Source organism: Bacillus sp. AFS012607 (genome assembly GCF_002558005.1).
GTDB lineage: Bacteria > Bacillota > Bacilli > Bacillales > Bacillaceae_G > Bacillus_A > Bacillus_A thuringiensis_S.
This window is the reverse complement of the sequence record NZ_NTVM01000013.1, coordinates 185,975-210,741: the sequence shown is the minus strand read 5'-3', so window position 1 is coordinate 210,741 and position 24,767 is coordinate 185,975. Positions and strand designations below refer to the sequence as shown.

Sequence of the window (24,767 nt, the reverse complement as noted above, 5' to 3'; positions counted from 1 at the left end):
TGTGACAAATAAAGGGAAACATGTACAAGTTGATTTAGTAATAATGATTTAAATGTCTAGATAAGGGGATGGAGTATGATTGAATTGGAAATTAGGGTGGAGCGTCTTAGGAAAGAACAAATAGGCGATATTGTAGCGTTATCTTCTTATATTGGCTGGGATTATAACAGAGAAGAAATTGAAGCAGTTTTTAACTCAGGTATTGTATACGGCGTCTGGAATGAGAGAAAGGAACTTATTGCTAGCGCAGCAATTATATTATACGGGGAGGCGTTGGCATCTATTGGAATGGTAATTGTACATCCAGATTATAAGGGGAGAGGGATTGGAAAGATGATAACGAATTCATGTATGAATAGCGTATCAGCTCAAACTCCATGTATGCTTATTGCTACGGATGAAGGGAAGCCCTTATATGAAACATTAGGATTTAGGGTAGTAAGCTATGTTTCTAAATATATTTGTAACTCGTACAATGCGAATCATAAATGTGCAGAAAATGAAGAATATATGATGGTTTATAAAGAGAGTGATTTAGAAGGAATAATAAAAATAGATAAAGGCGCATTTGGGACAAGCCGAAACGAGTTTTTAAAACAAAGAATTATGCAAAGTGAGCAGTGTGTCGTTGTAAAGGATACGAAAGAAAATGTAGTAGGATACGGTATAAGTATACAAACGCCAGAAAATAAAATAATAGGACCAGTCGTTGCTAAAAATAATGCGATGGCGATGAGAATGGTACATGATTTAGCAAGAGGGCATAATGGAAAATTAAGAATGGATGTACCAGAAGGAAAGAACGATTTCATGAAAGAATTAGAGATTGCTGGTTTTAAAAAGGTGAATACACCACCAATTATGATGAAAAATAGTAATCGGTTAATAAAAAGAAATAGTGAACTATATAGTATTGCAGCACAAATTTTTGGATAAAGAAAGAATCCTTTTAAATGAAGGATTCTTTTTTGAGCTAATTTAATCACGATATTGGTCATGAGTTGGCTGAAAGAGGTCTTCCTCGATATCTCTCACCATAGAAAAATGATCAACGTTATAATGACCGTGTAAAGTTTTATTGTGATGAGCAATAATTTGCTCTGCAGATAATACGTTAGAATCAGTTGTGGAATGACCGTTTTTAATTAATGTAACATCAAATCCTTGTACAGTCGCAGTTCTAACTGCGGTGTCGATACAATGCTCTGTTTTACATCCACCGATAACGATATGGCCAATTTTCTCTTCTTTTAAAAGTTCAAGTAAAGAAGTGCCGTAGAATGAATTGGTTGCTGCTTTATTAATAAAGATTGCAGACTGAGGTACTTGAATTTGATTATGTACTTCAAATCCTTCTCCGCTGCCAGAAGCAACATCGATATCTCTTACGAAAACAATAAGAGCATTGGAATCTATTGCTTTCTGCATGGCTGTATTTAGTGTAGATAATAGCTCGATTTTACGAAAAACTTCATTTTCTTGCTCATTTCCATCAATTAATTCTTGTTGAGCGTCGATAATTAATAGTGCTTGTTTCATCGTGTCTCCCCTTTAATATGAAATAAGTTCCACTGTACATATTCCTTCAGATTGTTAGGAAATCCTCCATTGCAAGCGAATTAGAAGAGCGATTTACAAAGTTGTCAAAGAAATTTCATTCTCATAGCGTGTAAAAACATGTATGATAGGAGATGGAGAATTTTTGAGTAGGTGGGAATAACATGCAAACAGTAGAAGATTATCTTTCATTCTTACATACGAAAGGATTTAAATTATCAGAGGAAGCACAAGGGTTTATTATGTTCGGACAAGGATATACTGGTGCGTCTGATGGGATTGTGAACGCAGCAATAGAAGCGACAATTAAACATCAATTGCAGTTTGATGGTAGTTATTTCGTTGCGTTATTAGAACGATTGAAAGAGGAAGAAATTACAGATAAAAAAAGCGCTAAGGCTTTTATGCGGAAGTTACAAGCATAACTTCACGCAGCCTGCGCTTCTTTTTTTGTTTTGGAAGGCCATTCAACAAAAATCATGCCCAGGAAAATACATAGACATCCGATAATAGCAGAAATAGAAAGTTGTTCATTCGCAACGAGAACGCCTGTTAATGCAGCAAAAACGGGTTCCATTGCGAAAATAATTGCTACTCTCGTTGGAGAAGTGTGCTTTTGGGCCGATGTTTGAATGAAAAAAGCAATAGATGTTGCAAACAGGGCAGTTAGAAAGAGTGCGAATAAAAAAGATTGATTCGTCCATAGTGATACTGAAAATAATTTTTCCCAATCTTCAAACAAGAAAGCGCAAATAGAAGAAAATATACCAACAGCTAATACTTGAGATGTGCTTAATAATAAAGGTGATATTTTCTTAGAAAAGAAGCCGTTAATAAGAATATGGGCAGCGAAAGCGATTGCACAACCGAGAACAAGTATATCTCCTATATTTAATTGGAAAGAATCAGCAACTGTTAATAAGTATAAACCTGCTGTTGCTACAGCAATACCAAGTACGATAAAAATGGTAGCTTTTTGTTTTAAAAAGATAAAAGACAAAATTGGTACCATAACGATACTAAGCCCTGTTAAGAAACCTGCTTTTGAAGAAGTTGTATAAAGTAAGCCAAATGTTTGTAATACATAGCCAACACATAAAAAGAACCCAACGATTAATCCAGCGAGGCTACTCTGTTTTATATCTTGTTTTGAAGTGTTTTTTGAGAAAATCATTTGAACGAATAATAAAATAATTCCAGCGAATAAAAAGCGAATACCATTAAAGGTAAATGGACCAACGAAAGACATAGCATTTTGAACGACAACAAACGTAGCTCCCCAAATAAAAGAGACAAATAATAAAGCAAGAGGAGCAATCCAATCTTTTTTCACACTCATACCCCCGTTAATTTTGTAATATAGCTTTTCTAGCTAATTCATCAGCTACTTTATTTTGACTACTTGGAATCCACTTAATAAAAAAGAGATCGAAGTTTTTTATGTACTGTAGTGCTTCATCTAAAAGAGGTGCAAATATTTTATTTTTTGCGTATTCCTTTTCAACAGCCCGTTCGACAAGCTGGGAATCTGTACGAAAAGAGACAGTGCTATAATTATGCTCGATGCAATATTTTAATGCTAGAAGTAAAGCGCGGTATTCTGCTTCATGATTGGACATTGTTCCAAGTGGTAATGATAATTGTACAGGTGGCTGAACGCCTTTAATAAACACTCCTGCACCAGAAGGACCAGGATTTCCTTTTGATGCACCATCAATATATACTTCAATCAAAATGAGAAACCTCCAAATTATAAGGTTATCCCCTACTTAAATATTTTTTTGAAGTAGGGGATAGAGTAGTTATCCGATTGTGATGCTGTAACGACATGTAAATGTTTCATTCGCTTGTAAAGATTGAATTCCCTTTTTGTCCTTGAAATCTTTTGCTGGATTTACTTCATCAGCGATTCCATACCAAGGTTCAATACATAAGAAAGGTGCGTTATCCCCTGGTGTCCATACGCCGACAAATGGGAAGCCATCAAATTCTACTTTTACAAATTTATTATGTTTATGAGAACGAATCGAAATTTCATTCGTATTCATATTTTCAAAGATAAGCGCATCATTTTTGAATAAATCATATGTAAGTGGCAATTCAGTTGTATTTTCAGCGATTAATTGCTTTTTGTTTGAAAGGTAAGGTCCTTCTAATACGCTTGTTTCTAAGCGTTCCGAACCATTAAACGATAAGTGATAATCTGTAAATGATTCACCATCCAATAAAGGGAAGTTGAATCCAGGATGTGCCCCAATTGAGAAGAACATCTCTTTAGAAGTAGGATTGTTTACTTCATATGTTACATGAACGCTTTGTCCTTCTAGCTCATAAGAAATGAGTAATTCGAATTCGTATGGGTATTTTTTTAACGTTTCTTCATTATTAGTAACGATATAAGTGATCTTTGTTTCACTTTGTTCTTTCACAGAGAAAGTAAGATCACGAGCGAAACCGTGTTGTGTTAATGAATATGGTCTACCGTCTACGTAGTATGTATTATCTACTAATCGGCCGACAATTGGGAACAAAATTGGTGCACGGCGTCCCCAATATGTAGAATCACCTTGCCATAAATATTGTGTGTTGTCTTCTTTTAAGCGAACGCTTTGTAATTCTGCACCTTTGTCAGAAATGGAAACGATCACTTTTTCATTTTGGATTGTTGCTATCATGAAGTGAAACCTCCTAAATCTTTCATATGTTTCATTATACGTTGTCTAAAAGAAAAAAGGTAGTTCATGATAGGAATCTATTGACGAAAGAGGGGCTACCACGTAAAATATAATCTTGTTGCTAAAAAAAAGAATAACGTGGTTCGAAACCATCCCACGTAAAAAAACTAAGGAGATTTTGTCATGAATATTAGAACTTTAGTCGGCAATGGTATTTTAGCGGCATTATATATTGCTGTTTCTATGCTTATTCAGCCATTTGGCTTTACGAATGTACAATTTCGTATTTCAGAGATGTTTAATCATCTCATTGTATTTAACAAGAAAGCAATTTACGGAATTGTATTAGGTGTATTTTTAACGAATCTCTTTTTCTCACCTATGATCGCTTATGATTTAGTATTTGGAGTAGGGCAATCTATTCTTGCATTAGTTGCAACGATTATTTCTATGCGATTTATTAAAGGTGTTTGGGCTCGTATGATTTTTAATACGGTTATCTTTACGATTACAATGTTTATGATTGCAATTGAACTTCATCTTGCATTGGGTTTACCATTTATGTTGTCTTGGTTAACATGTGCAGTCGGTGAATTTGTTGTAATGGCCATTGGTATGCCTGTAATGTACTGGATTAATAAGCGAGTACAATTTGAAAGATTTATGTAATAGATGAAAGAGCTATTCCTATAGGGATAGCTCTTTTTGTATGTAATCATATTGAATATAATGCTGTGACTCTAGATAAAATATAATAAAATAAAGTGAGGCTTTCATTAGCTGGCTACATATAAGAAGTCTTATATAAGGGGAATCTAGTATGAAATATAAAATTCATTGGTTGTATAAAACGAAGCGAGGATTGCAGACGGAATTAACAACAGATTATATGAACATAGAAGAAATACTTCAATTTGCAGAGGATTTTGAGAAAACAGGAAGAGCTAAGGAACTTTTATTTTACGATGAAATGGATGCAGAATGGTCATTAAAGGAAATGAAAAAACTGAGTAAACAAGTAGAGGAAGAGCCCCAAGAAATACTCGTTTATTTTGATGGGGGGTATGATGTGCAAACGAAAGAAGCTGGCGTTGGTATATGTGTGTACTATAAAAAAGGAAATACAAACTACCGCATTCGCCGCAATGCATATATAGAAGGTATAGATGATAATAATGAAGCGGAATATGCATCACTATTATACGGTATGAATATACTCGAGGAATTAGGGATTAAATATGAAGCAGTTACACTTCGCGGAGATTCTCAAGTTGTATTGCAGCAATTGGCGGGAGAATGGCCTTGTTATGATGAGCATTTAAACCATTATTTAGATCAAATTGAACAAAAGGCGAAGCAAATGAAATTAAAACTTGTATGTGATCCGATATCTAGAAAACAAAATAAAGAAGCACATCAATTAGCAACGCAAGCATTAGAAGGGACAGTCATTGATAGTCATAAAGAAATAACCGAATAGAGAGGTGCAAAGGTGGATAAAAAGCAACTCATTACAGAGGTAAATGACTTATTAGAAACATATTGTGAAGGATGTTTCTTGCGAGAACATAATCGAAAGACAAATAGTAAATATTATGCACATTCATTTTGTATAAGACAATGTACAGTTGGAGAAACATTGAAAAAGTATGGAGAACAGTTGTCATAAAAAAACATCCAGAGAAAATTCTCTGGATGTTTTTTAGTGCTTTGCTTCGTTTAATTGCTGCTCGCATTTGCTTAGTTTCTTTTCCTCGTTCATTAAAAATGGTTCATCTAAATCTACTGCAACAGATTTCATAATTTCAAGCTGTGAGCGAGCTGCTTCTACTGCAGTAGTGGCATGCTCTAATGTGTCTGGATCCATTGAAATTGTTGCAGAACCTACCATCTTTTGTGCTGTTTCTACACGGAATTTTACTTCTTCAAAATCATTTACTTCTGATCCCATTAATAATTCCTCCTTTGTATAGTGCGCATTTTACATAGTTTTTGCTCTGTAAAACGGAAATATACAAAGGAATAACAAAGAAGGTTACCAAGTAAGGTAACCTCCTGTTATATGTTGGATTAAAGTTTTACTACGTTAGCAGCTTGAGGTCCACGGTTACCTTCAGTAATGTCGAAAGATACTTCTTGACCTTCTTCTAAAGCTTTGTAGCCGTCTCCTTGAATAGCAGAGAAATGTACGAATACATCGTCAGCGCCTTCCATTTCGATAAATCCAAAACCTTTTTCGTTGTTAAACCATTTTACTTTTCCTTGCATGTTACAATTCCTCCTAAAAGCGTTTACTATTTTCATTTAGTGAAATTCATTTAAAGAAATAATATAAACTAAAAATGCTATATTCTTGAATATTCTGCTAAATGATTAATTTAAATATACACGAATTGGGAGAATTTAGTCAAGTAAGCGGTTTTATTTTTTATATTTTTAAATAATTTTCCAATCAAATTTTTAAATAGGTATAGGACAGGCCGAGTATGTAATATTCTTAATTGAATGCTATACATAACGAGGTGAAAGAATGAATAGGTCGTACTTATTAGATAATGAAGGAATGAGAACGAGAACCGACATACCGGATTGGGTTGCAAAAGAATTTGAGATTTTTTCAAGTGTCGTGTTAGAACCAACTTTTCCATGTTATTTCGGTTTAACAGCTTTGAAAAAGAATGAACTTCGTTATTCATTTCTTTCTCATAATGATTGGAGTCATTTGCCGCATACAATGTTATCTTTTTTAGAGTTAATGAAAGAGAGGCCGATTGTAAGAAGGGGCTTTTTCCTTTTTGTAGAACCGGAATGTGAAGAACGATCACTCGAATATTACCGTGATTCCTTTTGGAAAGTGTTACAGTATTTACATGAAAACGATAATCAAGCATGGCCAAAGCAAATTCCTGAAGATCCAGACCATTATTTATGGGAATTTTCATTTTGTGGTGAGCCAATATTCGCATTTGGAAACGCGCCAGCTTATAAACAGCGAAAAACTAGACATTTAGGGAATTCTCTCGTTATTGGGTTTCAGCCACGCACTATTTTTGATGGATTAGAGGGGGATCGTCCTAAAGGAGCATATTCAAGACAAATGGTCCGTGAGCGAGTTGAAAAGTGGGATCAATTGCCGAAACATCCTAACATTAGTCATTATGGTGACCCAGAGCATCGTGAATGGAAACAATATTTTATAGGAGACGATGTAGAACCAATAAAAGGGAAATGTCCTTTTCTTCATAGGATAGAAAAGTAAGAGCCATCACCTAGATGGCTCTTTTGTATATTTTGGATAAAAAAGGGTATTTTATTATGAAAGCTAGTCTATTTTTTCAAATTACATCATTAACTAGTAGTAAAGAGAGTAGAAAGGATAGAGCGATGATTGGAGCAATTATTCAGCAAATCGTATTAGGTATTTCATTAGCTGCGCCAGTAGGGCCGATTAATATTGAAATGTTAAAACGAGGAATTGAACGTGGGTTTTGGCATGCTTGGGTTGTTGGAATTGGTGGAATGACTGCAGATGTTTTATTTATGCTTCTCATTTATTTCGGTTTATCTTCTGTGTTTATGTATACATATGTACAAGCCTTCATGTATTGCACGGGTTTTTTCTTGTTATTTTATTTAGGATTTCAAAGTGTAAAACAAGGAATTTCCCACTCAAACATGGAATATAAAAAAGAAGAGGTAGGTGGTCTTAAGCAATCGTTTATGGCAGGATTTTTAATTGCGATATCCAATCCATTAAATCTTGTTTTTTGGTTTGGTATATACGGAAGTACACTTAGCTCATTACTTACGAAGGTAACGAAACAAGAAGCTTTTTTGTACAGTCTTTGCATTATTGCAGGTATTATTTTATGGAATTTAAATATTGCTTTTTCTGTACATTTTGGAAGAACTTTATTAAAACCAAAAGCGCTTGGCTACATAACAGCCGGAGCAGGTATTATTTTAGTAGGTTACTCTATACATTTTGCATACAAAGCTTTACAGTTGTTCACATAAGATTGAAGGGGAGATTTTTATGTATCGAACCACTATTGACGGAAAAGAAATTATAATTACGTTAGCGCCAAAAATCCGAAAAGAAATTACTGATAGAAATCCACTATATGAAGCAGTATTTCATAATGCTGCAAGATTGCTACAAACAAAGCAACCGACGTTTGCAGTAAATCATCAAATATTTGGTCTCATTATTGGAGAAGTGCAAAGAGGAGAAGTAACAGTGTTTGCAGTGGAACATATTATTCCAAAGCAAAATATATTTGGACCAAACAATTTTTTCTCGACAATAGAACAGCAGGCAAATTTGTAAAGTGAATAGAATAAGAATAGAAAAGAAATAGTCGTAACGATATGTTGCGGCTGTTTTTTTGGAAAAGGGGGAAACAAGATGAAGAAAGTGGGGAAAGAGTTCTTTTTACAATATGATATCGTCATTATGTATAGCATTCTATTTATTTTCATTATTATTTTAAAAATGCAATTTTTAACGTGGTTTGGCATGTTAGCATGTATGTTTGGAATTGTTTTCTATACACTGAATGAATATATGACACATCGTTTTTTATTCCATATAAAGCCACCTAAAAACACATTTCTATTAAAAATGTTAAGAAGATTACATTATGATCACCACGTATATCCAGATGATTTAAAACTTTTGTTTTTACCTGTATGGTTTAGTATACCTAGTTTTACTATATATTTACTTATAGCATATGGTATTACAAAAAGTCTTACTATTACACTTTCATTTGGAATCGGAATGATTATTATGCTGCTCGTTTACGAATGGAAACATTATATTGCCCATAGACCGATTCGTCCCGTCACTAAGTTTGGAAGATGGCTAAAAAAACAACATATATTACACCATTATAAAAACGAAAAGTTTTGGTTCGGTGTTTCAAATCCAGTATTCGATTTTATATTTGGAACACTTAAAGACGGAAAAGAGGTTGAGTTAAGCGAAACAGCTCGTAATTTAGAAAAGGAAAAAAAGACAAAAGTAGTGCGTTAAGCACTGCTTTTGTCTTAATGAGGAAAAAATAAGTAAGGTGTCACTTTATGTTGAAAAAGTATATTAAAAATTTAGGGGAAATTGCCGAAAAATGTCTATCAAAAAATCTTTGCATGAATGCACGGATTGTCTACAATAAGTATAAGTTTCTGAATATTTATAAAATTTAGTCTTTAGGTATGCAAGGGGGAATTGCATTTCAAGTAAGAGAGGGGATCGGTTAATGAAACGAGATGATACGTCAGCACGTAAGTTGCAAAATGAGGTGAATTATACAGAGGTCGTTCAGTCGGAAGAATTTCAATTGTTATTAAATACGAAAAAGAAGTTTATCATTCCAATGAGTATTTTCTTTTTTAGTTTTTTTATCGCATTACCTATTTTAACATCGTATTCAAAGGTGCTCAATACACCTGCATTTGGTGACGTTACATGGGCGTGGGTATTTGCTTTTTCCCAATTTATCATGACATGGGCACTATGTATGATTTATAGCAAAAAAGCAGAATCATTTGATGAAATCTCCCGAAAAATTCTGCAAGATATGCAAAAAGGGAGGGGCTGAACTTGAATACTACTGCGTTTGCACTATTTTTAATTATTGTTCTTGGTACGCTTGTCATAACCTATTTTGCATCGAAAAAAACGAAAAATGCGAGTGAATTTTATACGGCTGGAGGGGGATTAACTGGTTGGCAAAATGGTCTGGCCATTGCTGGAGATTATATGTCTGCTGCTTCATTCCTTGGTATAGCCGGAGCAATCGCATTAACTGGGTTTGATGGATTCTTTTATAGTATCGGTTTTTTAGTTGCTTATTTAGTTGTACTATATCTTGTTGCAGAACCGCTTAGAAATTTAGGAAAGTACACTTTGGCGGATATGATTGCAGCACGCTTTGATGCGAAAAAAGTTCGCGGAGTCGCAGCTCTTAATACGATGACGATTTCTATCTTTTATATGATTGCACAATTAGTTGGCGCGGGTGCACTTATTAAATTATTATTAGGAATTGAATATACGACATCTGTATTAATCGTTGGAACACTTATGACGGTGTATGTTATTTTTGGTGGTATGACAGCAACGAGCTGGGTACAAATTGTAAAGGCTGTATTACTTATGGCTGGTACGTTTATTATTTCTGTTATCGTTTTCGCAAAATTCAACTTCAGCGTGACTGAAATGTTCGCTCAAATGAAAACAGCTACACCATTAAAAGATTCATTTTTAAATCCAGGTGTAAAGTATAAGGATGGTCTTGATACACTTTCTTTAAATTTAGGACTAGTACTTGGTACAGCTGGATTACCACATATACTTGTCCGCTTTTTTACAGTACGTGATGCAAAAACTGCACGTCAATCTGTCGTATATGCGACGTGGTTAATTGGTGCATTTTATATTATGACGATTTTCTTAGGATTTGGTGCGGCGGCTTTTGTAGGAAATGAAGCGATTATTAAAGCGAACCCAGCTGGTAATATGGCGGCACCTTTATTAGCAAAAGCGTTAGGTGGAGATTTCTTATTTGCTTTCGTATCAGCAATTGCTTTTGCAACAATTTTGGCTGTAGTGGCAGGTCTCGTATTAACGGCAGCATCAGCATTCGCTCATGATTTTTATAATGAGATCATTCGCAAAGGGAAATCAACAGAAAAAGAGCAAGTATCTATGGCTCGGTATGCATCTATTGGCGTAGCGATACTATCTATCATACTTGCATTATTTGCCCAAACATTAAACGTAGCATTTTTAGTATCATTAGCATTTGCAGTTGCAGCGAGTGCAAATCTACCAGTGATTTTATTTACAATATATTGGAAGCGTTTTAATACAACGGGTGCTATTTCCGGTATGATTGTAGGGCTCGTATCAGCAATTGTTCTCGTAGCGTTGAGTCCGAATGTTTGGAACCCTGTAGCTGGAAAAGCTATTTTTGTTGGGGAAGCGATATTCCCATATACGACACCAGGAATTATTTCAATTCCGCTCGGATTTCTTGCAGCATATTTAGGAACTGTTTTATCTAGTAAGAAAGAAGATGCAGCGAAATTTGATGAAATTCTTGTGAAATCTAATACTGGTCACGGTATTAGTGATGCGTCTTCACATTAAATAAAAGAGGAGCTTTTCGATAGATAAGAAAAGCTCTTTTTTCTTTTGTCATTTTCTTGTAAATATTACTGATTTGTAAGTAGGATTTGTCTTAATTTTGTGGAATGAAAATAGCAGGGAGAAATTTAAGTCATCATGGCACCAGCGCAGCTTTTGTGAAAAATAAGTTGTTATGGAAGGTGGAAGTAATGATGAAAACGAAGCAAACTGATGAATTATTAGCAAAAGATGAGCAATATGTTTGGCACGGAATGCGTCCCTTTAGTCCAAATAGTACAATGGTAGGGGCAAAAGCTGAAGGGTGCTGGGTTGAAGATATACAAGGAAAAAGATATTTAGATGGTATGAGTGGTCTTTGGTGTGTGAATAGTGGATATGGAAGAAAGGAGCTCGCAGAAGCGGCTTATAAGCAATTACAAACATTATCATACTTTCCGATGTCACAATCTCATGAACCAGCTATAAAGCTTGCTGAAAAGTTAAATGAGTGGCTTGGGGGAGAGTATGTTATTTTCTTCTCAAATAGTGGTTCAGAAGCGAACGAAACAGCTTTTAAAATAGCAAGGCAATACTATGCGCAAAAAGGTGAACCACATCGTTATAAATTTATGTCACGTTATCGTGGGTATCACGGGAATACAATGGCGACAATGGCAGCGACGGGACAAGCGCAGCGTAGATATCAATATGAGCCGTTTGCTTCAGGCTTTTTACACGTAACACCACCGGATTGTTACCGTATGCCTGGGATTGAAGGGCAGCATATTTATGATGTAGAATGTGTGAAAGAAGTCGATCGTGTTATGACGTGGGAATTAAGTGAAACAATTGCCGCTTTTATTATGGAACCAATTATTACAGGTGGGGGCATTTTAATGCCACCACAAGACTATATGAAAGCTGTTCATGAGACGTGTCAAAAACACGGTGCCTTGCTTATTAGTGATGAAGTGATTTGCGGCTTCGGTCGTACAGGAAAAGCATTTGGATTTATGAATTATGATGTGAAGCCAGATATTATTACGATGGCAAAAGGCATTACGAGCGCATATTTACCATTATCTGCAACAGCTGTGAAAAAAGAAATATATGAAGCATTTAAAGGGCAGGGAGAGTATGAATTCTTCCGACATATTAATACATTTGGTGGAAATCCAGCAGCTTGTGCATTAGCACTTAAAAACTTAGAGATTATGGAAAATGAAAATTTAATCGAGCGATCTGCGCAAATGGGTTCCCTTTTATTAGAGCAACTAAAAGATGAAATTGGAGAACATCCGCTTGTTGGGAATATTAGAGGAAAAGGTCTATTAGTTGGAATCGAACTAGTAAATGATAAAGAGACGAAAGAGCCAATTGATAACGACAAAATTGCAAGTGTCGTAAATGCTTGTAAAGAAAAGGGCTTAATTATAGGACGCAACGGTATGACAACAGCAGGATATAATAACGTCTTAACATTAGCACCGCCGCTTATTATTTCAAGTGAAGAAATTGCCTTTGTTGTTGGAACGTTGAAGACGGCGATGGAACGTATTTAATAAATAGAGAGAGGAGCGAGCTGTAATATAAGGCTCGCTTTTGTTTAGTAGGAGGGGACTTTTAATGGAGAAATATGATCCGAACAAACATTATCACATCGGATATTATGAAGATGGATATGATTTAGAAGTGACGGCGTACAAAAGAATAAATGAACCAGTTTGGGATGCTTATCTTCCGCACTATGAGGTAGACGGTTTTTATAAGAAAGTGGAGGAAATGAAACTAGGCGAATATATAGATGATTATGGCATTAAGGTGTATTCATTTAGTAATGATATCGATGATGAAGAAGCACGAATTATTTTTGAAAAATGGTTAAAAAAGAACGAGATTGTTTAAGGGTAAAACAAAAAGGAGATTGCTATTTTATAAGATAGCAATCTCCTTTTATTATAGTAAACTTATTTACTTGCTTTCATTCATTGCTTTATCTTTAGCACCAAAAGTGTATTTTAACATTGGTGGTGTAATCATTGTAGTTAAAATAACGACAATAACGATTGCTGTAAAGTAATCTTGTGCTAATAGACCTGAAGAGAGTCCTGTTCCTGCGATGATAAGTGCAACTTCACCACGAGAAACCATACCAGAACCGATAATTGCAGAAGACTTTGCATCAAATCCAGTCATGCGTGCACCAACACCACAACCAATTAGTTTTGTTAATACAGCGATTACTGTTAATGCTAGGATGAACCAAATTTGATTGCCAATACCGTCAAATGTAATATTCATACCGATACTAACGAAGAATACTGGAACGAACATAGCGTAAGCAATTGGTTCTACTTTCTTTTCTACTTCATGTTTGTAGTTTGTTTGAGAAATTGCAATACCAGCAGCGAAAGCACCGATAATACCAGCAATTCCTAATAATTCGCCGAAATATGCGAATGAGAAACAGATGATAAGAGCTGCGCTCACGATAGACTCAGATACGCGTAGTGGTGATAACCAGCGCATAATCACTGGTACACCTTTCCATCCGATTAAAATAATAGAAGCGAAGAATACTACTTTCTTCAAGATAATCATTGTTAAGTTAACATCATCTGTGCCTAAGAAGCTCATTGCGAATGCTAATAAAATAACAACAAGAATATCATCAAATACAGCGGCTCCAAGCATCGTCGTACTTTCACGTGTTTTCATTTTACCTAAATCACGAAGTGTTTGAACGGAAATACTAACACTTGTCGCGCACAGAAGTAACCCTAAGAATACAGCGTTTCCTTGTTCCATTCCCATAACAAGACCGGAAACGTAACCACCTACGAATGGAAGAATGATACCCCCGAGTGCAACTGCTAAAGAAGAATTGCGATTTGCGTTTAATTCATCTAAGTCTGTTTCAAGTCCTGCCATAAACATTAAAAGAATAACACCGACATTACTTAATTGAGTTAGAAGCTCTGAATTTTCAATCCAACCTAATATAGCTGGGCCGATAACGATACCGACAATTAATTTACCTAGCACAGAAGGTTGACCTAATCTAACACTAAGATCACCAGCAAGCTTTGTACTTAATAAAATAAGTGCAATTTGAAAGAAAAATTCGAATTCCATCTGATCCTCTCCTCGTCATTTTTAATTTTATCATACGATTTCTCGGAATTTGCCTAATGAAAATATGTAAAACCCATTAAACAAAAGGGTCTGATTACAAGTTCTTTTGAACTTGTAATTTGAACCTGTAATTAATATATAATAGATTTTATAAAAAATCAATGAAAAAATGGGAGCTTTTTGGGGAAGAAGCTGTCTTATTGAGATATAGGTGTAAGAGTAGCGTGTGAATTTTATATGTATAAAATAGTATGAAGTCCTTTTTCATTACAAATAATAAAGCCTAAATGCTATTTCACGAATTATAAATGTGAAAAGGAGGTTTTATCATTTGAATTCATTAAAAAATAACTTGTCTATTGTTGCTTTAGGTGGAGTAAATGAAATAGGAAAAAATATGTATGCTATCCAATATGAAAATGATATTGTCGTCATTGATTGTGGGTCTAAATTTCCAGATGAAAGTTTATTAGGGATTGATTTAATAATTCCAGACGTCACATATTTACAAGAAAATAAAGAAAAAATTCGCGGTTTAGTAGTAACGCACGGGCATGAGGACCATATTGGCGGAATACCATATTTTTTAAAACAACTAAATGTACCAATCTATGCAACAAAGTTAACGTTAGGTTTAATTGAAATTAAATTAAAGGAACACAATCTTCAAAATGATACGGAATTAATCGTTATTCATTCAGAATCAGAAATTGATTGTGGTTCTATTAAGGCAACCTTTTTTAAAACGAACCACAGTATTCCGGATTGTCTCGGTATTGTTTTTCATACACCAGAAGGTACTGTAGTACATACAGGTGATTTTAAATTTGATTTAACACCAGTAAATAATCAACATCCTGATATTCATAAAATGGCTAAAATAGGAAGTGAAGGTGTACTAGCTTTATTATCTGAAAGCACAAATGCAGAACGCCCAGGTTTTACTCCATCAGAAAGGTCAGTAGGAGAACGGATAGAGGAAATATTTATGAAAGCAAATAGAAAAGTAATTATTTCTACGTTTGCTTCTAATGTGAATCGTGTTCAGCAAATAGTTGAAGCATGTATAAAAACAAATCGAAAATTGGCTTTGCTCGGGAGAAGTATGGTAAATGTAGTAGAAGTTGCTCTAGAGAAAGGATATTTACATATTCCAGACGGCATGTTAATTGAAGCGAGTGAGGTAAATCGTTTAGATCCAAAGCAGGTAGCGATACTTTGTACAGGAAGTCAAGGAGAACCGATGGCAGCTTTAGCGCGTTTAGCGAGTGGAAACTATAGACAAGTGGATATTTTACCAGAAGATACGGTTATTATAGCCGCGACCCCTATCCCAGGAAATGAACGTAACGTTTCTCGAATTATCGATAATTTATTTGCATTAGGAGCAAAGGTGATTTACGGATCAGGTAGTTCTACTGGAGTGCATGTATCCGGTCATGCATATCAAGAAGAGTTGAAGTTAATGCTTACATTAATGAAGCCAAAATATTTTATTCCAATTCATGGAGAGTTTAGAATGCTACATCACCATAGTTTGTTAGCAGAATCAATTGGTATTGAAAAGGAAAATATCTTTATCGTACGTAATGGAGATGTTGTAGATATAAGTAATGAAGTGGCAATTCAATCTAGAAGAATACAGGCAGGAAATATATATGTAGATGGATTAGGAATTGGAGATGTTGGAAATGCATTATTACGTGATCGTAAACAACTTTCAGAAGATGGAATGCTCGTTATAGTTATTACTTTTAATAAAGTGGATGGAGAAATAATTTCAGGTCCTGATATTATTTCTCGTGGATTTGTCTATGTTCGTGATTCAGAAGAATTTTTAAGAGAATTAAATAAATTAGCTGTTATTACAATTAATAATTTAAAGAAAGAGAATGTGAATAGCTGGGGTATTTTGAAAAGGGAGGTAAGAGAAGCGTTAGGGAAGTATATATATATAAATACAAAACGAAAGCCGATGATTCTTCCTATAATAATAGAGGTTTAATAGTAAAAAAAGAATTCTCGTATGGGAATTCTTTTTTGTTTTGAAGACAAAATGAACATATAATGAAATAAATAGAAATGGAAGGAAATAAAAGATGTTATTAAATAAACGTTTTACAATTGGAGAAATGGCAAAAATGCATAATATCGCAGAATCTACATTAAGGTATTATGATGAAAAAGGAATTTTTCATCCGTCCATTGTTGATCCTCAAACGAATTATCGTTATTATACAATCGATCAATTTTCACTATTAGATACGATTAAGTTTTTACGCCAATTAAACATTCCATTAAAGGAAATTAAAAAATATATTGATGAAAGAAATCCAGCATACGCACTCAATTTACTGGAAAAACAACAAGAAATGATGTTGAAAAAACAAAGAGAAATTGAGTATGCTTTGGCGAAAATGGAGCATAGAATTCATTTAATTAAGGAAGCAACAAAAGCAAAAGCTGAACAAATGGTAATTAAAGAGATCCCGCAGCGGAAAATTACAGCAATTGCGGTTGCCCCGAATACGACGGATGATATGTTTGAGTACTACATCCATTCGTTGCAAAAAAATATGAGGCAAATGGATGATAGTTTATTTTCTGGAGATATTGGTGTAACTGTTGCGAAAAAAGGATTAATGCAAAATGAGTTTCAAGCATATAGCAGTGTATTTATTCTTTTGGATTATATGCCGTATGAAGTGCATACTTCAGATGAAATTAAAGAAGGTTTATATGCTTGTTCTTATCATCATGGACCATATGAAGAAACAGATGCAACGTACAAGGAGTTACTTACATACATTGATAAAGAAGGTTACGAAGTACATGGAGATTCGATTGAGATTGGATTGATTGATTGGTCTGTAACAGAAGATCCTGAGGAGCAAGTAACAGAAATTCAAATTCCTATAATGAAAAAATAAAGCAATAAGTTGTAAGACTCGTATAATTACAAATGAGGATCAAACACGATAATTAAGTTACTTATTTTTTAATTCTCTATTGACCTTCAAGTTACTTGAAGGTTTAAACTAAGAAAAGAGAGTTGAAAAAAAGGAGCATATTAGAGTATGGAAGCAACAGAAAAGTTAAGAGAAAAACCGATAAAAAGCTTATTTATTTCATATTTAATACCAGCCGTCCTCGGAATGGTATTAATGTCAGTGAATATTGTAATTGATGCGGTTATGATTAGTAGAGGAGTTGGGGCGAACGGTTTAGCAGGAGTGAACGTGGCTATTCCAGCCTTTTCGATTTTCTTCTCTATTTCATTATGGATTGGAATGGGCGGGGCAACGTTATATTCCATTGCATTAGGTGAAAATAAACGAGAGAGAGCAAGGTCTATTTTTACTCAATCAATGACGGTAGCAGTTGTTATCGTAGGTGTTTTAGCAGCTATTTGCTTATGGAGAATAGAAGATTTAGCATACTTATTTGGTGCAAATGAAGTGATTTTACCGTATGCATTAGACTATTTACACGTATTATTAACATTTGGAATGATATACGTTTTAGAAAATATTTTAAGTACATTTATTCGAAATGATGGAAATCCTAATTTAGCGATGGCAGGTCTTGTTGTAACGGCTGTATTAAATATCGTGTTTGACTACATCTTTATTTTTATTTTTGGATGGGGCGTAACAGGTGCTGCTTCAGCGACTATTCTTTCGGCAGCGATTGGTTTCCTTGTATTATTAACTCATTTCTTTAGAAAAAGTAGTATCTTAAAGTGGACGAAATTCCATTTTGAATGGGATACTGTCAAACAAATTATGGTGATTGGTTTCCCAAGTTTTACAGCAGAAAGTACGGTTGCAATTGTAACGATTGGTTTTAATATCGCATTCGTCCAATATGCAGGAGAAGTAGGAGTAGCTTCCTATGCGATGGTGAATAGTATTCATGCAATGACATTACTACTATTCTTCGGTGTAGGTGCTGCATTGCAACCAATTGCTAGTTTCCATTATGGTGCAAACTTATCAGAAAGATTGCGTGAAGGATTGAAGTTTGCTGTGAAAATTGCAGTTGTCCTCGGAGGCGTTGCGATAATTGTCGGATTATTCTTCGGGAAATATATCATTGGTTTATTTGATGTTCAATCTCCAGAATTATTGGAGTTAACCTTAACAGGTATTAGTTTATTCTTTATCCAATACGTATTTTTAGGTTATAACATTGTGTATGGAGAGTACTTCCAATCAGTGCGACAAACGAAGAAATCAGTACTTATTATAATGAGCCGAGGATTACTATTTATTCTTCCATTGTTATGGATTATGCCAAAATTATTTGGGATAAACGGAATTTGGCTCGTTATGCCAGTTGCGGAAGTAATGACAGCGATTATCGTATTTACGATGAATCGTATAAAACATCCTGTTCCATTAAATATGGCAGGAGAGAAAGAAGCGATATGATGAAGAAAATCCCCTTAAGCAATTAAGGGGATTTTTTATTCCTTTAAACTAATCGCAAAAGATCCATCCGTTTCTTGAACAGAAGCAAAGGCAACGTTTTTAATATTTGTAATTCCTTTTTCTTTTAATTCTTTATATAACCATTTTTCATTTTTATGTATTAACTTTAAGTTATCATATTGAATTTGTGAATCGACGATAAGGGCAATTGGTAACCCAGCATACTTAACATCTATGTTTAAATCTTTTGGAGTTAATGGTACAAGTTCTCTTTTTGGTAAAATACTAATAGCGCCGTTCGCTTCTAAAATAGCGTATTCAATTTCATGAACACTTGGATAACCTGCAACGCGAAGATTAGAAAGGAGTTCTGCAATGGGGTATCTACTTTTTTGTAAGTTCTCAAAAATAATATCACCATGTTTAATTAAAATGATAGGGTGTCCGAGAATAAAGCGATTTAGTTTGTTAAATAGGCTTAATTTTGTAAGGAGTAAATGTAAACATGTGATAACAACCATACCGAGAAATGCTTGTAAAGCACCAGAGACGGGTATGGCCTGGAAAGCTAAATAAGATAAAAAAATTATAGCCCCAAAATCATGAGGAGTTAGTTGTGCTAACGCGGATTTACCGAGTAACTTAAGCGATAGTAAAAATAAGATAAAAAAGAACGACACGTTACATAAAAAGAGAAGCAATAGAGACACTCCTTCGTGTAAAGTTGTACTTACTATTCCCGAAAGTAATATAAATATTACCTTTCAGAGGATAAATTAGGGTTTATTGAAATCTGTCTGTATACAAACAAATAAATGGATATTATCATGAAGGAAGTAAAAGAAAATAGGAGTATATGAATATGAGAAAGAAGAAAATAATGAAGTGCATTTTAGTTGTCATAATGATTTGCGCCGTGTATATGGGTTTTTTACAATATCACATTTATAAGCATGGGCATATGAATGCAACCTACGATGCTGACTACATAATTGTACTAGGATCGAAAGTAAATGGGACGAAACCATCTTATTCATTGCAATATCGTATTGATAAAGCAGCTGAATATTTAAAATCACATGAGAAAACAATTGCTATTGTATCTGGCGGACAAGGAAAAGGTGAAGACATTTCAGAAGCATTAGCAATGAAACAAGGATTAATAAAACAAAACATCGCAGAAGACCGTATTATAATGGAGGACAAATCTACGAGCACAGATGAGAACATTACATTCTCAAAACCGTTAATACCAGCCGATATGAAAAAAGGTATGATCGTAACAAACGATTTTCATATGTTTAGAGCGAAAAAAATAGCGGCCAAACAAGGTTTACAATTAGAAGGTCTTCCGGCAAAAACACCGAAACCAATCATCATTCCATCGAATGTACGAGAATATTTAGCAATTACACAATATTGGTTTATGAATCGAATATAGAGAAAATAATCCCGCCTGAAATTTCAGGCGGGATTATTTTAGAGGAAAATCTTACAAATATGTCACGTTCGTGAAAGGTAAAGCGATAGTTTCTGGAATGGTTTCCTGACATAATGAAGGTAACAAAAACTATTTAGAGGTGAATCGGATGAAAGGAAATAATATTTTATCTTCGTTATGTTACTTTAGTATATTTTTTGCACCATTTTTACTACCAATTATCGTGTACTTTGTTGCAGAAGATGAAGTGAAGTATCACGCAAAAAAAGCATTTTGGTCACATGTTTTCCCATACGCAATCTTATTTGGAGGACTAGCAGTATCAGGAATGTACGGTTTAGGTTTCGATCAATCTGACGGTGCTGGAATTGGAATGATTATCACATATGCAGTGTTCATTCTTGTAGGAATTTATTACTTTATTTGGAATATCGTCAGAGGTATTAAAGTTTTGAAAACGGCGTAATAAGATAAGTATAATTTCATTTACCGTATTGATAAACGTTTTAAAAAAGAGCAATTCTTTTTGAATTGCTCTTTTTGTGCTTATAAGTTGTGAATATTGAAAAAGGTATGTTAATTTTTCATTATGAAGAGAAAAAAGGAGTGATTTTCATGAATGAGATGATACATAAGATGGAGCAACATGTTTCAGTTCGTAAATATAAAGAAGAATCCATTCCGAAAGATGTAGTAGAAAAGATGGTGCACGCTGCACAACATGCAGCTTCATCACATTTTGTACAGGCGTATTCTGTTATATATGTAACAGATCAGGAATTAAAAGCTAAACTAGCAGAGCTATCCGGAAATCGCCATGTGAAAGACTGTGCAGCATTTTTTATTTGTTGTGCAGATTTAAAACGACTTGAAATTGCATGTGAAAAACATGGTACAGAGATAAAGCATGAGGGAGTAGAAGACTTTATCGTTGCGACGGTAGATGCATCACTTTTTGCGCAAAACTTAGCACTAGCGGCAGAGTCATTAGGCTACGGTATTTGTTATATTGGTGGTATTCGTAATAATCCGAGAGAAGTGAGCGAATTGCTTCATTTACCGGATAAAGTATATCCTGTATTCGGAATGACAGTCGGTGTACCAGATGAAGAACATGGAGTTAAACCACGTTTACCAGTAGCAGCAGTTCTTCATGAAAATGGATATAATGAACAGAAATATGATGAATTACTAAATGAATATGATGAAACGATGAGCGCGTATTACAAAGAAAGATCATCAAATCAAAAAAACGTAACGTGGACGGAATCAATGAGTTCATTTATGTCCAAAGAAAAAAGAATGCATATGAAAGAGTTTTTAAGTGAAAAAGGCTTAAATAAGAAGTGAGTAAAGAGGCAAACCTGTGATGTGGGTTTGCCTTTTTTGGAAGGAGAAATACCTAAGGCCAGAAAGTTCTTTATTCTTTCTGAACTTAGGTATTTTGTTTGTTATCATATACATAGAAATAAAAATTAATAATTTTTTACAAAAGTGATAGAAAAAGAGAATGAAATGCCAATAGTAAGTAAAAGCAGCTGCTAAAGGGGAACTGAGGAAGGAAGATGCTTATGATTTTCAATTCTGAAGAGGATTTAATTATAGCTATGAAAAAACATGATCAAGATGCTTTGAAAGAAGTGATTGATCAATATGGAAAATTAATTTTGTACATTATTCATAAATCATTAAGTAACCCTATTGAAAAACAATATGTGGATGATTGTTATAACGATGTATTTACTGTCATTTGGTTTAATATCGACCAATTTGATAATGTAAAAAGCGGCATAATAGCCGCTTTTTACATTATCACGTTTAAAAATACATCATGATATTTCATTCGAAACCTAATTCTTAATGCATAACCTAAAGCAACTTCTATAATAAATGCAAACTTTCAATAAGAAGATACATACCCGTACAACTTAAAAGGATATACGTAAATATTTTAAAAATCCGTTGATTAAGCCATTTGAAAATAATTTGACCTATAAACAAACCTAAAAATAAAATTGGAATGGCATAAAAACTTGATTCCCAAATGGTTTTGTTTGTGCCAGTAAAGAGTATTTGAGTTACTAGACTAATGAAATATATAAACAGATAAAAAGCTAATGTAGTTGCTCTTAACTTCTCTTTTTCAGTATTAGTTCCTGTAAAATAAAGTAACAGGGGAGGACCTGGCATACCGATACTTGTCGTTAAAAGACCAGATAATCCACCAACTATGAAATCTCTAGATTGTGTTGATCTAACCTTAACTTTGCATATTAGCAACAATGTTAATAGTAAGAGTAGGATGCTAACTGCTAATTTAAAAGTGTTTATGTTAACGGAAATGAAGATTAAAATACCAAAAGGTACACCAACTATACTTCCCAAAATAAACCTTTTCAGTAGAACAAAATCAACGTCCATTCTTATTTTCCAAATGAGTGAAATGGAGATAATTAAAGATAAAATAATGTTTATTTGTATAGCTTCTTGTGGTAAAAATAACATAAGTAAGAAAGGGGTTGCCATTATGGAAAAGCCAAAACCTGTACTTGCTTGCAGAATAGAAGCCACTAATATAATACATATGAAAATGAATGTGATACCCAAAACAGCCCTCCTCTTTAATCAAGTTTAACTAGTTGAAGTCTCTTATTTAAGTGCAAACTTTCACAAACTTATTTATATTTTAACATAAATATCTAGTTTTTTCTCAAATAGTGTTGCCATATAAGGATCATTAACTAAAAAATTAGACTGACATTTTTAAGCAATTTTATTATTGGGAAACAAATAATGAATGGGATCTCAGTGAATAATCTATTGATTATCATTAGATTATTCACTGAGATCCCCGCGATAAACAAGAAAAGCCATATAAAATTTACAAAAATACAGCATGTAGCTAATAAACTGCCAATTATTTGAGGAGAAAGAATTTCTAACAGCCCTCCTGTAAAAAACATAGATAACTGAATAAGAGATCCGTAAACGGAATAATGGAATGAAAAAACTTTACCCATCATATTTTCGTGTGTGTAAGTTTGAAGTAATGTCGTATCAAGTGGAACGAGGATTCCTCCTGCTATGCGCATACAGAATAAAGTAACGATACCGATAATAAGTTGATCGGATAGAATGAATCCGAGAAAGAAAATTCCTTGTAATAATTAGGCTCAACCGAATACTTTTTTCATTTTTTCTTTATTATGAGACATATAAAGATTAACGAGAAGGCTTCCAATCATAAGCCCAATGCCTTGAACTGTATATAAAATTCCAATGTTAGTGTGGAAAATTCTCTCGGCATAGATCGTTAGGAGTAGCTGATAAGCGCCTCCAATAATGCCCCATGAAATGCCGACAAGAATTAATGTTAAAATAATTTTTGTTTGTAATATGTATGTATAACGATCTTTTATATCAGTGAAAAATGTTTCTTATTCCATATTAAACGATATTTTGTTAGTTGAAATCGCAAATAAGAGGGATATAAATTCATACGAAAGTATGAAAAAAACAGCTCAAATATGAGCTGTTTTTCTATAGTTTTTAGTTCATTTGTCAAGGATAGGATATATTAATATCCGTATCCGCCGCCACCCCAACAGCTACATCCGATGATGATTAGAAGGATGAATAGTACGATAAGCAAAGCAAATCCACCGCCGAAACCAGCGCAACTTCCACCATAACTCATATGTTTTCCTCCTTTTTAGTAAGTTAATCTATATGGTTCATGGACTACTATATACAGTATGTTTTTTGTATAGAAAACGAGCCAGTCTCATTTATAATTAGACAAATGCCTGTAGATTCATTAGGATTGTATGTTAGTGATTTGTAAATGAACCTTTACGTGATTCGTAATTTAGGCATAAAAAAATAAAAAATTGTAAAAAAAACCATTTTTTTATTTTTTTATGAGAGAATATGTACTATAATTTTACAAGTAATATTATGGGAAAAGGGAGTTTTAGTATAGAGATGGAGATGGGACAATTACAAAATAAAATAGAAAACAAAAAGAAAGAGTTAATTCAACTTGTTGCGAGACACGGATTGGATCATGATAAAGTTTTGTTATTTAGCCGAGATTTAGATATACTAATTAATAAGTTTATGAATGGAAAAGACAAAGTGCATAAATAAAAAATTTATAGTTTTTTATATTAAGATGTTTCACGAGAAGGAGAGGACAGTAATTGGAACATTTACAGGAAGAATTGTATAAACAAATAAAAGAAGAAAAAGGTACAGTTACAATTTTCTTAAAGAGTGGCGTTAGAATAGTAGGAAAAGTTGTTGGAGTAGATAAATTTACAGTTTTAATATTAGTGGATGGAAAACAACAGCTTATTTATAAGCAGGCTATATCAACAATAATGAAATAA

32 protein-coding genes, 1 pseudogene and 1 riboswitch are annotated in these 24,767 nt (G+C 33.9%); of the genes and pseudogenes, 22 read left to right on the top strand and 11 right to left on the bottom strand.

Translation table 11 applies throughout. The features are described from left to right. Positions 1-75 precede the first annotated feature (75 nt). The gene (locus tag CN409_RS17785; RefSeq protein ID WP_000571020.1) at positions 76-936 is read left to right on the top strand and encodes a GNAT family N-acetyltransferase; all 861 of its coding nucleotides are present in this window, start codon (positions 76-78) and stop codon (positions 934-936) included. Between the two features lie 42 nt (positions 937-978). Here CN409_RS17785 and CN409_RS17780 read toward each other — a convergent pair whose 3' ends face one another. Continuing rightward, positions 979-1,539, bottom strand: a complete 561-nt coding sequence (locus CN409_RS17780) for a cysteine hydrolase family protein (protein WP_000806312.1) — start codon at positions 1,537-1,539, stop codon at positions 979-981. A 182-nt stretch (positions 1,540-1,721) separates the two neighbouring features. Between CN409_RS17780 and CN409_RS17775 the strand changes: the two genes are divergently transcribed. Further along, on the top strand, positions 1,722-1,982 hold the full coding sequence (locus CN409_RS17775; protein ID WP_001195212.1) for a DUF6123 family protein: 261 nt from the start codon (positions 1,722-1,724) through the stop codon (positions 1,980-1,982). A 2-nt stretch (positions 1,983-1,984) separates the two neighbouring features. Here CN409_RS17775 and CN409_RS17770 read toward each other — a convergent pair whose 3' ends face one another. From CN409_RS17770 to CN409_RS17760, 3 genes are all read right to left on the bottom strand, one after another. Then, positions 1,985-2,890 (bottom strand): DMT family transporter, encoded by a 906-nt coding sequence (locus tag CN409_RS17770; protein ID WP_140161755.1) that lies wholly within the window; start codon positions 2,888-2,890, stop codon positions 1,985-1,987. Between the two features lie 13 nt (positions 2,891-2,903). Further along, on the bottom strand, positions 2,904-3,290 hold the full coding sequence (locus tag CN409_RS17765; protein WP_000573877.1) for a reverse transcriptase-like protein: 387 nt from the start codon (positions 3,288-3,290) through the stop codon (positions 2,904-2,906). Between the two features lie 69 nt (positions 3,291-3,359). Then, positions 3,360-4,232 (bottom strand): aldose 1-epimerase family protein, encoded by an 873-nt coding sequence (locus tag CN409_RS17760; RefSeq protein WP_086389880.1) that lies wholly within the window; start codon positions 4,230-4,232, stop codon positions 3,360-3,362. Positions 4,233-4,364: 132 nt separating this feature from the next. Next, positions 4,365-4,409, top strand: a riboswitch (PreQ1 riboswitch). 6 nt (positions 4,410-4,415) lie between these two features. Between CN409_RS17760 and CN409_RS17755 the strand changes: the two genes are divergently transcribed. The 3 genes from CN409_RS17755 to CN409_RS17745 all read left to right on the top strand — a co-directional run bounded on the left by CN409_RS17755 (position 4,416) and on the right by CN409_RS17745 (position 5,901). Beyond that, positions 4,416-4,901 (top strand): QueT transporter family protein, encoded by a 486-nt coding sequence (locus CN409_RS17755; RefSeq protein ID WP_001026464.1) that lies wholly within the window; start codon positions 4,416-4,418, stop codon positions 4,899-4,901. A 151-nt stretch (positions 4,902-5,052) separates the two neighbouring features. Further along, entirely contained in the window at positions 5,053-5,712 is a 660-nt protein-coding gene (locus CN409_RS17750; protein WP_000875533.1) for a ribonuclease H family protein, read from the top strand. A 12-nt stretch (positions 5,713-5,724) separates the two neighbouring features. Continuing rightward, the gene (locus CN409_RS17745; RefSeq protein ID WP_000358801.1) at positions 5,725-5,901 is read left to right on the top strand and encodes a zinc-finger domain-containing protein; all 177 of its coding nucleotides are present in this window, start codon (positions 5,725-5,727) and stop codon (positions 5,899-5,901) included. A 33-nt stretch (positions 5,902-5,934) separates the two neighbouring features. On the opposite strand, the gene CN409_RS17740 is transcribed toward CN409_RS17745, so the two are convergent. Together CN409_RS17740 and cspB are read right to left on the bottom strand one after the other, a co-directional pair. Further along, positions 5,935-6,183 carry a DUF2564 family protein gene (locus CN409_RS17740; protein WP_000534400.1) on the bottom strand — a complete coding sequence of 83 codons (249 nt, stop codon included), beginning with the start codon at positions 6,181-6,183 and terminating at the stop codon, positions 5,935-5,937. A 119-nt stretch (positions 6,184-6,302) separates the two neighbouring features. Further along, positions 6,303-6,500, bottom strand: a complete 198-nt coding sequence (gene cspB / locus CN409_RS17735; protein ID WP_001161731.1) for a cold shock-like protein CspB — start codon at positions 6,498-6,500, stop codon at positions 6,303-6,305. A 262-nt stretch (positions 6,501-6,762) separates the two neighbouring features. Between cspB and CN409_RS17730 the strand changes: the two genes are divergently transcribed. The 8 genes from CN409_RS17730 to CN409_RS17695 all read left to right on the top strand — a co-directional run bounded on the left by CN409_RS17730 (position 6,763) and on the right by CN409_RS17695 (position 13,272). Beyond that, positions 6,763-7,491: a YqcI/YcgG family protein gene (locus tag CN409_RS17730; RefSeq protein WP_001082150.1), complete on the top strand. Its 729-nt coding sequence runs from the start codon at positions 6,763-6,765 to the stop codon at positions 7,489-7,491. A 14-nt stretch (positions 7,492-7,505) separates the two neighbouring features. Further along, positions 7,506-8,249 (top strand): LysE family transporter, encoded by a 744-nt coding sequence (locus CN409_RS17725; RefSeq protein WP_001196842.1) that lies wholly within the window; start codon positions 7,506-7,508, stop codon positions 8,247-8,249. 19 nt (positions 8,250-8,268) lie between these two features. Then, positions 8,269-8,562, top strand: a complete 294-nt coding sequence (locus CN409_RS17720) for a hypothetical protein (protein WP_000286367.1) — start codon at positions 8,269-8,271, stop codon at positions 8,560-8,562. 78 nt (positions 8,563-8,640) lie between these two features. Next, positions 8,641-9,270, top strand: a complete 630-nt coding sequence (locus CN409_RS17715) for a sterol desaturase family protein (protein WP_000755405.1) — start codon at positions 8,641-8,643, stop codon at positions 9,268-9,270. 223 nt (positions 9,271-9,493) lie between these two features. After that, positions 9,494-9,835 (top strand): DUF485 domain-containing protein, encoded by a 342-nt coding sequence (locus tag CN409_RS17710; protein WP_000817366.1) that lies wholly within the window; start codon positions 9,494-9,496, stop codon positions 9,833-9,835. 2 nt (positions 9,836-9,837) lie between these two features. Continuing rightward, the gene (locus CN409_RS17705) at positions 9,838-11,388 is read left to right on the top strand and encodes a solute symporter family protein (RefSeq protein ID WP_001098235.1); all 1,551 of its coding nucleotides are present in this window, start codon (positions 9,838-9,840) and stop codon (positions 11,386-11,388) included. A 191-nt stretch (positions 11,389-11,579) separates the two neighbouring features. After that, positions 11,580-12,929 carry an aspartate aminotransferase family protein gene (locus CN409_RS17700; protein ID WP_141527712.1) on the top strand — a complete coding sequence of 450 codons (1,350 nt, stop codon included), beginning with the start codon at positions 11,580-11,582 and terminating at the stop codon, positions 12,927-12,929. Positions 12,930-12,993: 64 nt separating this feature from the next. After that, positions 12,994-13,272, top strand: coding sequence for a DUF3986 family protein (locus tag CN409_RS17695; protein ID WP_000417071.1), 279 nt, complete (start codon positions 12,994-12,996; stop codon positions 13,270-13,272). A 66-nt stretch (positions 13,273-13,338) separates the two neighbouring features. Here the strand turns inward: CN409_RS17695 and CN409_RS17690 are convergent, their stop codons facing one another. Continuing rightward, positions 13,339-14,502, bottom strand: coding sequence for a cation:proton antiporter (locus tag CN409_RS17690; RefSeq protein ID WP_000393875.1), 1,164 nt, complete (start codon positions 14,500-14,502; stop codon positions 13,339-13,341). A 331-nt stretch (positions 14,503-14,833) separates the two neighbouring features. On the opposite strand from CN409_RS17690, the gene CN409_RS17685 reads away from it, so the two are divergent. The 3 genes from CN409_RS17685 to CN409_RS17675 all read left to right on the top strand — a co-directional run bounded on the left by CN409_RS17685 (position 14,834) and on the right by CN409_RS17675 (position 18,935). Next, positions 14,834-16,507 carry a ribonuclease J gene (locus tag CN409_RS17685; protein ID WP_097981829.1) on the top strand — a complete coding sequence of 558 codons (1,674 nt, stop codon included), beginning with the start codon at positions 14,834-14,836 and terminating at the stop codon, positions 16,505-16,507. A gap of 94 nt (positions 16,508-16,601) precedes the next feature. After that, positions 16,602-17,432 (top strand): MerR family transcriptional regulator, encoded by an 831-nt coding sequence (locus tag CN409_RS17680; RefSeq protein ID WP_000925914.1) that lies wholly within the window; start codon positions 16,602-16,604, stop codon positions 17,430-17,432. Between the two features lie 147 nt (positions 17,433-17,579). Continuing rightward, positions 17,580-18,935, top strand: a complete 1,356-nt coding sequence (locus CN409_RS17675) for an MATE family efflux transporter (protein WP_000388401.1) — start codon at positions 17,580-17,582, stop codon at positions 18,933-18,935. Positions 18,936-18,970: 35 nt separating this feature from the next. Here CN409_RS17675 and CN409_RS17670 read toward each other — a convergent pair whose 3' ends face one another. Next, a complete protein-coding gene (locus tag CN409_RS17670) occupies positions 18,971-19,636 on the bottom strand; it encodes a DUF421 domain-containing protein (RefSeq protein ID WP_000923923.1) in 666 nt (221 codons plus the stop codon). 161 nt (positions 19,637-19,797) lie between these two features. Between CN409_RS17670 and CN409_RS17665 the strand changes: the two genes are divergently transcribed. The 4 genes from CN409_RS17665 to CN409_RS17650 all read left to right on the top strand — a co-directional run bounded on the left by CN409_RS17665 (position 19,798) and on the right by CN409_RS17650 (position 22,211). Then, positions 19,798-20,376 carry a YdcF family protein gene (locus CN409_RS17665; protein WP_001227671.1) on the top strand — a complete coding sequence of 193 codons (579 nt, stop codon included), beginning with the start codon at positions 19,798-19,800 and terminating at the stop codon, positions 20,374-20,376. Positions 20,377-20,524: 148 nt separating this feature from the next. After that, positions 20,525-20,842: a magnetosome magnetite crystal formation protein family gene (locus tag CN409_RS17660; protein ID WP_000678054.1), complete on the top strand. Its 318-nt coding sequence runs from the start codon at positions 20,525-20,527 to the stop codon at positions 20,840-20,842. 149 nt (positions 20,843-20,991) lie between these two features. Then, complete coding sequence (nfsA, locus tag CN409_RS17655) at positions 20,992-21,726, top strand: oxygen-insensitive NADPH nitroreductase (protein WP_001004528.1); 735 nt, start codon at positions 20,992-20,994, stop codon at positions 21,724-21,726. A gap of 221 nt (positions 21,727-21,947) precedes the next feature. Then, complete coding sequence (locus CN409_RS17650) at positions 21,948-22,211, top strand: RNA polymerase (protein WP_097981827.1); 264 nt, start codon at positions 21,948-21,950, stop codon at positions 22,209-22,211. 46 nt (positions 22,212-22,257) lie between these two features. Here the strand turns inward: CN409_RS17650 and CN409_RS17645 are convergent, their stop codons facing one another. The 3 genes and pseudogenes from CN409_RS17645 to CN409_RS17635 all read right to left on the bottom strand — a co-directional run bounded on the left by CN409_RS17645 (position 22,258) and on the right by CN409_RS17635 (position 24,073). Then, positions 22,258-22,983: a sulfite exporter TauE/SafE family protein gene (locus CN409_RS17645; protein WP_000513088.1), complete on the bottom strand. Its 726-nt coding sequence runs from the start codon at positions 22,981-22,983 to the stop codon at positions 22,258-22,260. Positions 22,984-23,225: 242 nt separating this feature from the next. Beyond that, positions 23,226-23,813 (bottom strand): annotated as a pseudogene (locus CN409_RS17640) (MFS transporter); the annotation flags it as partial. Positions 23,814-23,953: 140 nt separating this feature from the next. Then, positions 23,954-24,073 carry a YjcZ family sporulation protein gene (locus tag CN409_RS17635; RefSeq protein ID WP_000120179.1) on the bottom strand — a complete coding sequence of 40 codons (120 nt, stop codon included), beginning with the start codon at positions 24,071-24,073 and terminating at the stop codon, positions 23,954-23,956. A 233-nt stretch (positions 24,074-24,306) separates the two neighbouring features. Between CN409_RS17635 and CN409_RS17630 the strand changes: the two genes are divergently transcribed. Together CN409_RS17630 and hfq are read left to right on the top strand one after the other, a co-directional pair. Beyond that, the gene (locus tag CN409_RS17630; protein WP_000291690.1) at positions 24,307-24,525 is read left to right on the top strand and encodes an aspartyl-phosphate phosphatase Spo0E family protein; all 219 of its coding nucleotides are present in this window, start codon (positions 24,307-24,309) and stop codon (positions 24,523-24,525) included. Positions 24,526-24,578: 53 nt separating this feature from the next. Continuing rightward, on the top strand, positions 24,579-24,767 hold the full coding sequence (hfq, locus tag CN409_RS17625) for an RNA chaperone Hfq (RefSeq protein ID WP_000400667.1): 189 nt from the start codon (positions 24,579-24,581) through the stop codon (positions 24,765-24,767).

Coding starts and splice junctions, on each gene's coding strand:
- CN409_RS17785 (WP_000571020.1), top strand. CDS start 76: ATGATTGAATTGGAAATTAGGGTGGAGCGTCTTAGGAAAGAACAAATA.
- CN409_RS17780 (WP_000806312.1), bottom strand. CDS start 1,539: ATGAAACAAGCACTATTAATTATCGACGCTCAACAAGAATTAATTGAT.
- CN409_RS17775 (WP_001195212.1), top strand. CDS start 1,722: ATGCAAACAGTAGAAGATTATCTTTCATTCTTACATACGAAAGGATTT.
- CN409_RS17760 (WP_086389880.1), bottom strand. CDS start 4,232: ATGATAGCAACAATCCAAAATGAAAAAGTGATCGTTTCCATTTCTGAC.
- CN409_RS17755 (WP_001026464.1), top strand. CDS start 4,416: ATGAATATTAGAACTTTAGTCGGCAATGGTATTTTAGCGGCATTATAT.
- CN409_RS17750 (WP_000875533.1), top strand. CDS start 5,053: ATGAAATATAAAATTCATTGGTTGTATAAAACGAAGCGAGGATTGCAG.
- CN409_RS17740 (WP_000534400.1), bottom strand. CDS start 6,183: ATGGGATCAGAAGTAAATGATTTTGAAGAAGTAAAATTCCGTGTAGAA.
- cspB (WP_001161731.1), bottom strand. CDS start 6,500: ATGCAAGGAAAAGTAAAATGGTTTAACAACGAAAAAGGTTTTGGATTT.
- CN409_RS17730 (WP_001082150.1), top strand. CDS start 6,763: ATGAATAGGTCGTACTTATTAGATAATGAAGGAATGAGAACGAGAACC.
- CN409_RS17725 (WP_001196842.1), top strand. CDS start 7,506: ATGGCTCTTTTGTATATTTTGGATAAAAAAGGGTATTTTATTATGAAA.
- CN409_RS17720 (WP_000286367.1), top strand. CDS start 8,269: ATGTATCGAACCACTATTGACGGAAAAGAAATTATAATTACGTTAGCG.
- CN409_RS17715 (WP_000755405.1), top strand. CDS start 8,641: ATGAAGAAAGTGGGGAAAGAGTTCTTTTTACAATATGATATCGTCATT.
- CN409_RS17710 (WP_000817366.1), top strand. CDS start 9,494: ATGAAACGAGATGATACGTCAGCACGTAAGTTGCAAAATGAGGTGAAT.
- CN409_RS17700 (WP_141527712.1), top strand. CDS start 11,580: ATGAAAACGAAGCAAACTGATGAATTATTAGCAAAAGATGAGCAATAT.
- CN409_RS17695 (WP_000417071.1), top strand. CDS start 12,994: ATGGAGAAATATGATCCGAACAAACATTATCACATCGGATATTATGAA.
- CN409_RS17690 (WP_000393875.1), bottom strand. CDS start 14,502: ATGGAATTCGAATTTTTCTTTCAAATTGCACTTATTTTATTAAGTACA.
- CN409_RS17680 (WP_000925914.1), top strand. CDS start 16,602: ATGTTATTAAATAAACGTTTTACAATTGGAGAAATGGCAAAAATGCAT.
- CN409_RS17675 (WP_000388401.1), top strand. CDS start 17,580: ATGGAAGCAACAGAAAAGTTAAGAGAAAAACCGATAAAAAGCTTATTT.
- CN409_RS17665 (WP_001227671.1), top strand. CDS start 19,798: ATGAGAAAGAAGAAAATAATGAAGTGCATTTTAGTTGTCATAATGATT.
- CN409_RS17660 (WP_000678054.1), top strand. CDS start 20,525: ATGAAAGGAAATAATATTTTATCTTCGTTATGTTACTTTAGTATATTT.
- nfsA (WP_001004528.1), top strand. CDS start 20,992: ATGAATGAGATGATACATAAGATGGAGCAACATGTTTCAGTTCGTAAA.
- CN409_RS17650 (WP_097981827.1), top strand. CDS start 21,948: ATGATTTTCAATTCTGAAGAGGATTTAATTATAGCTATGAAAAAACAT.
- CN409_RS17635 (WP_000120179.1), bottom strand. CDS start 24,073: ATGAGTTATGGTGGAAGTTGCGCTGGTTTCGGCGGTGGATTTGCTTTG.
- CN409_RS17630 (WP_000291690.1), top strand. CDS start 24,307: ATGTACTATAATTTTACAAGTAATATTATGGGAAAAGGGAGTTTTAGT.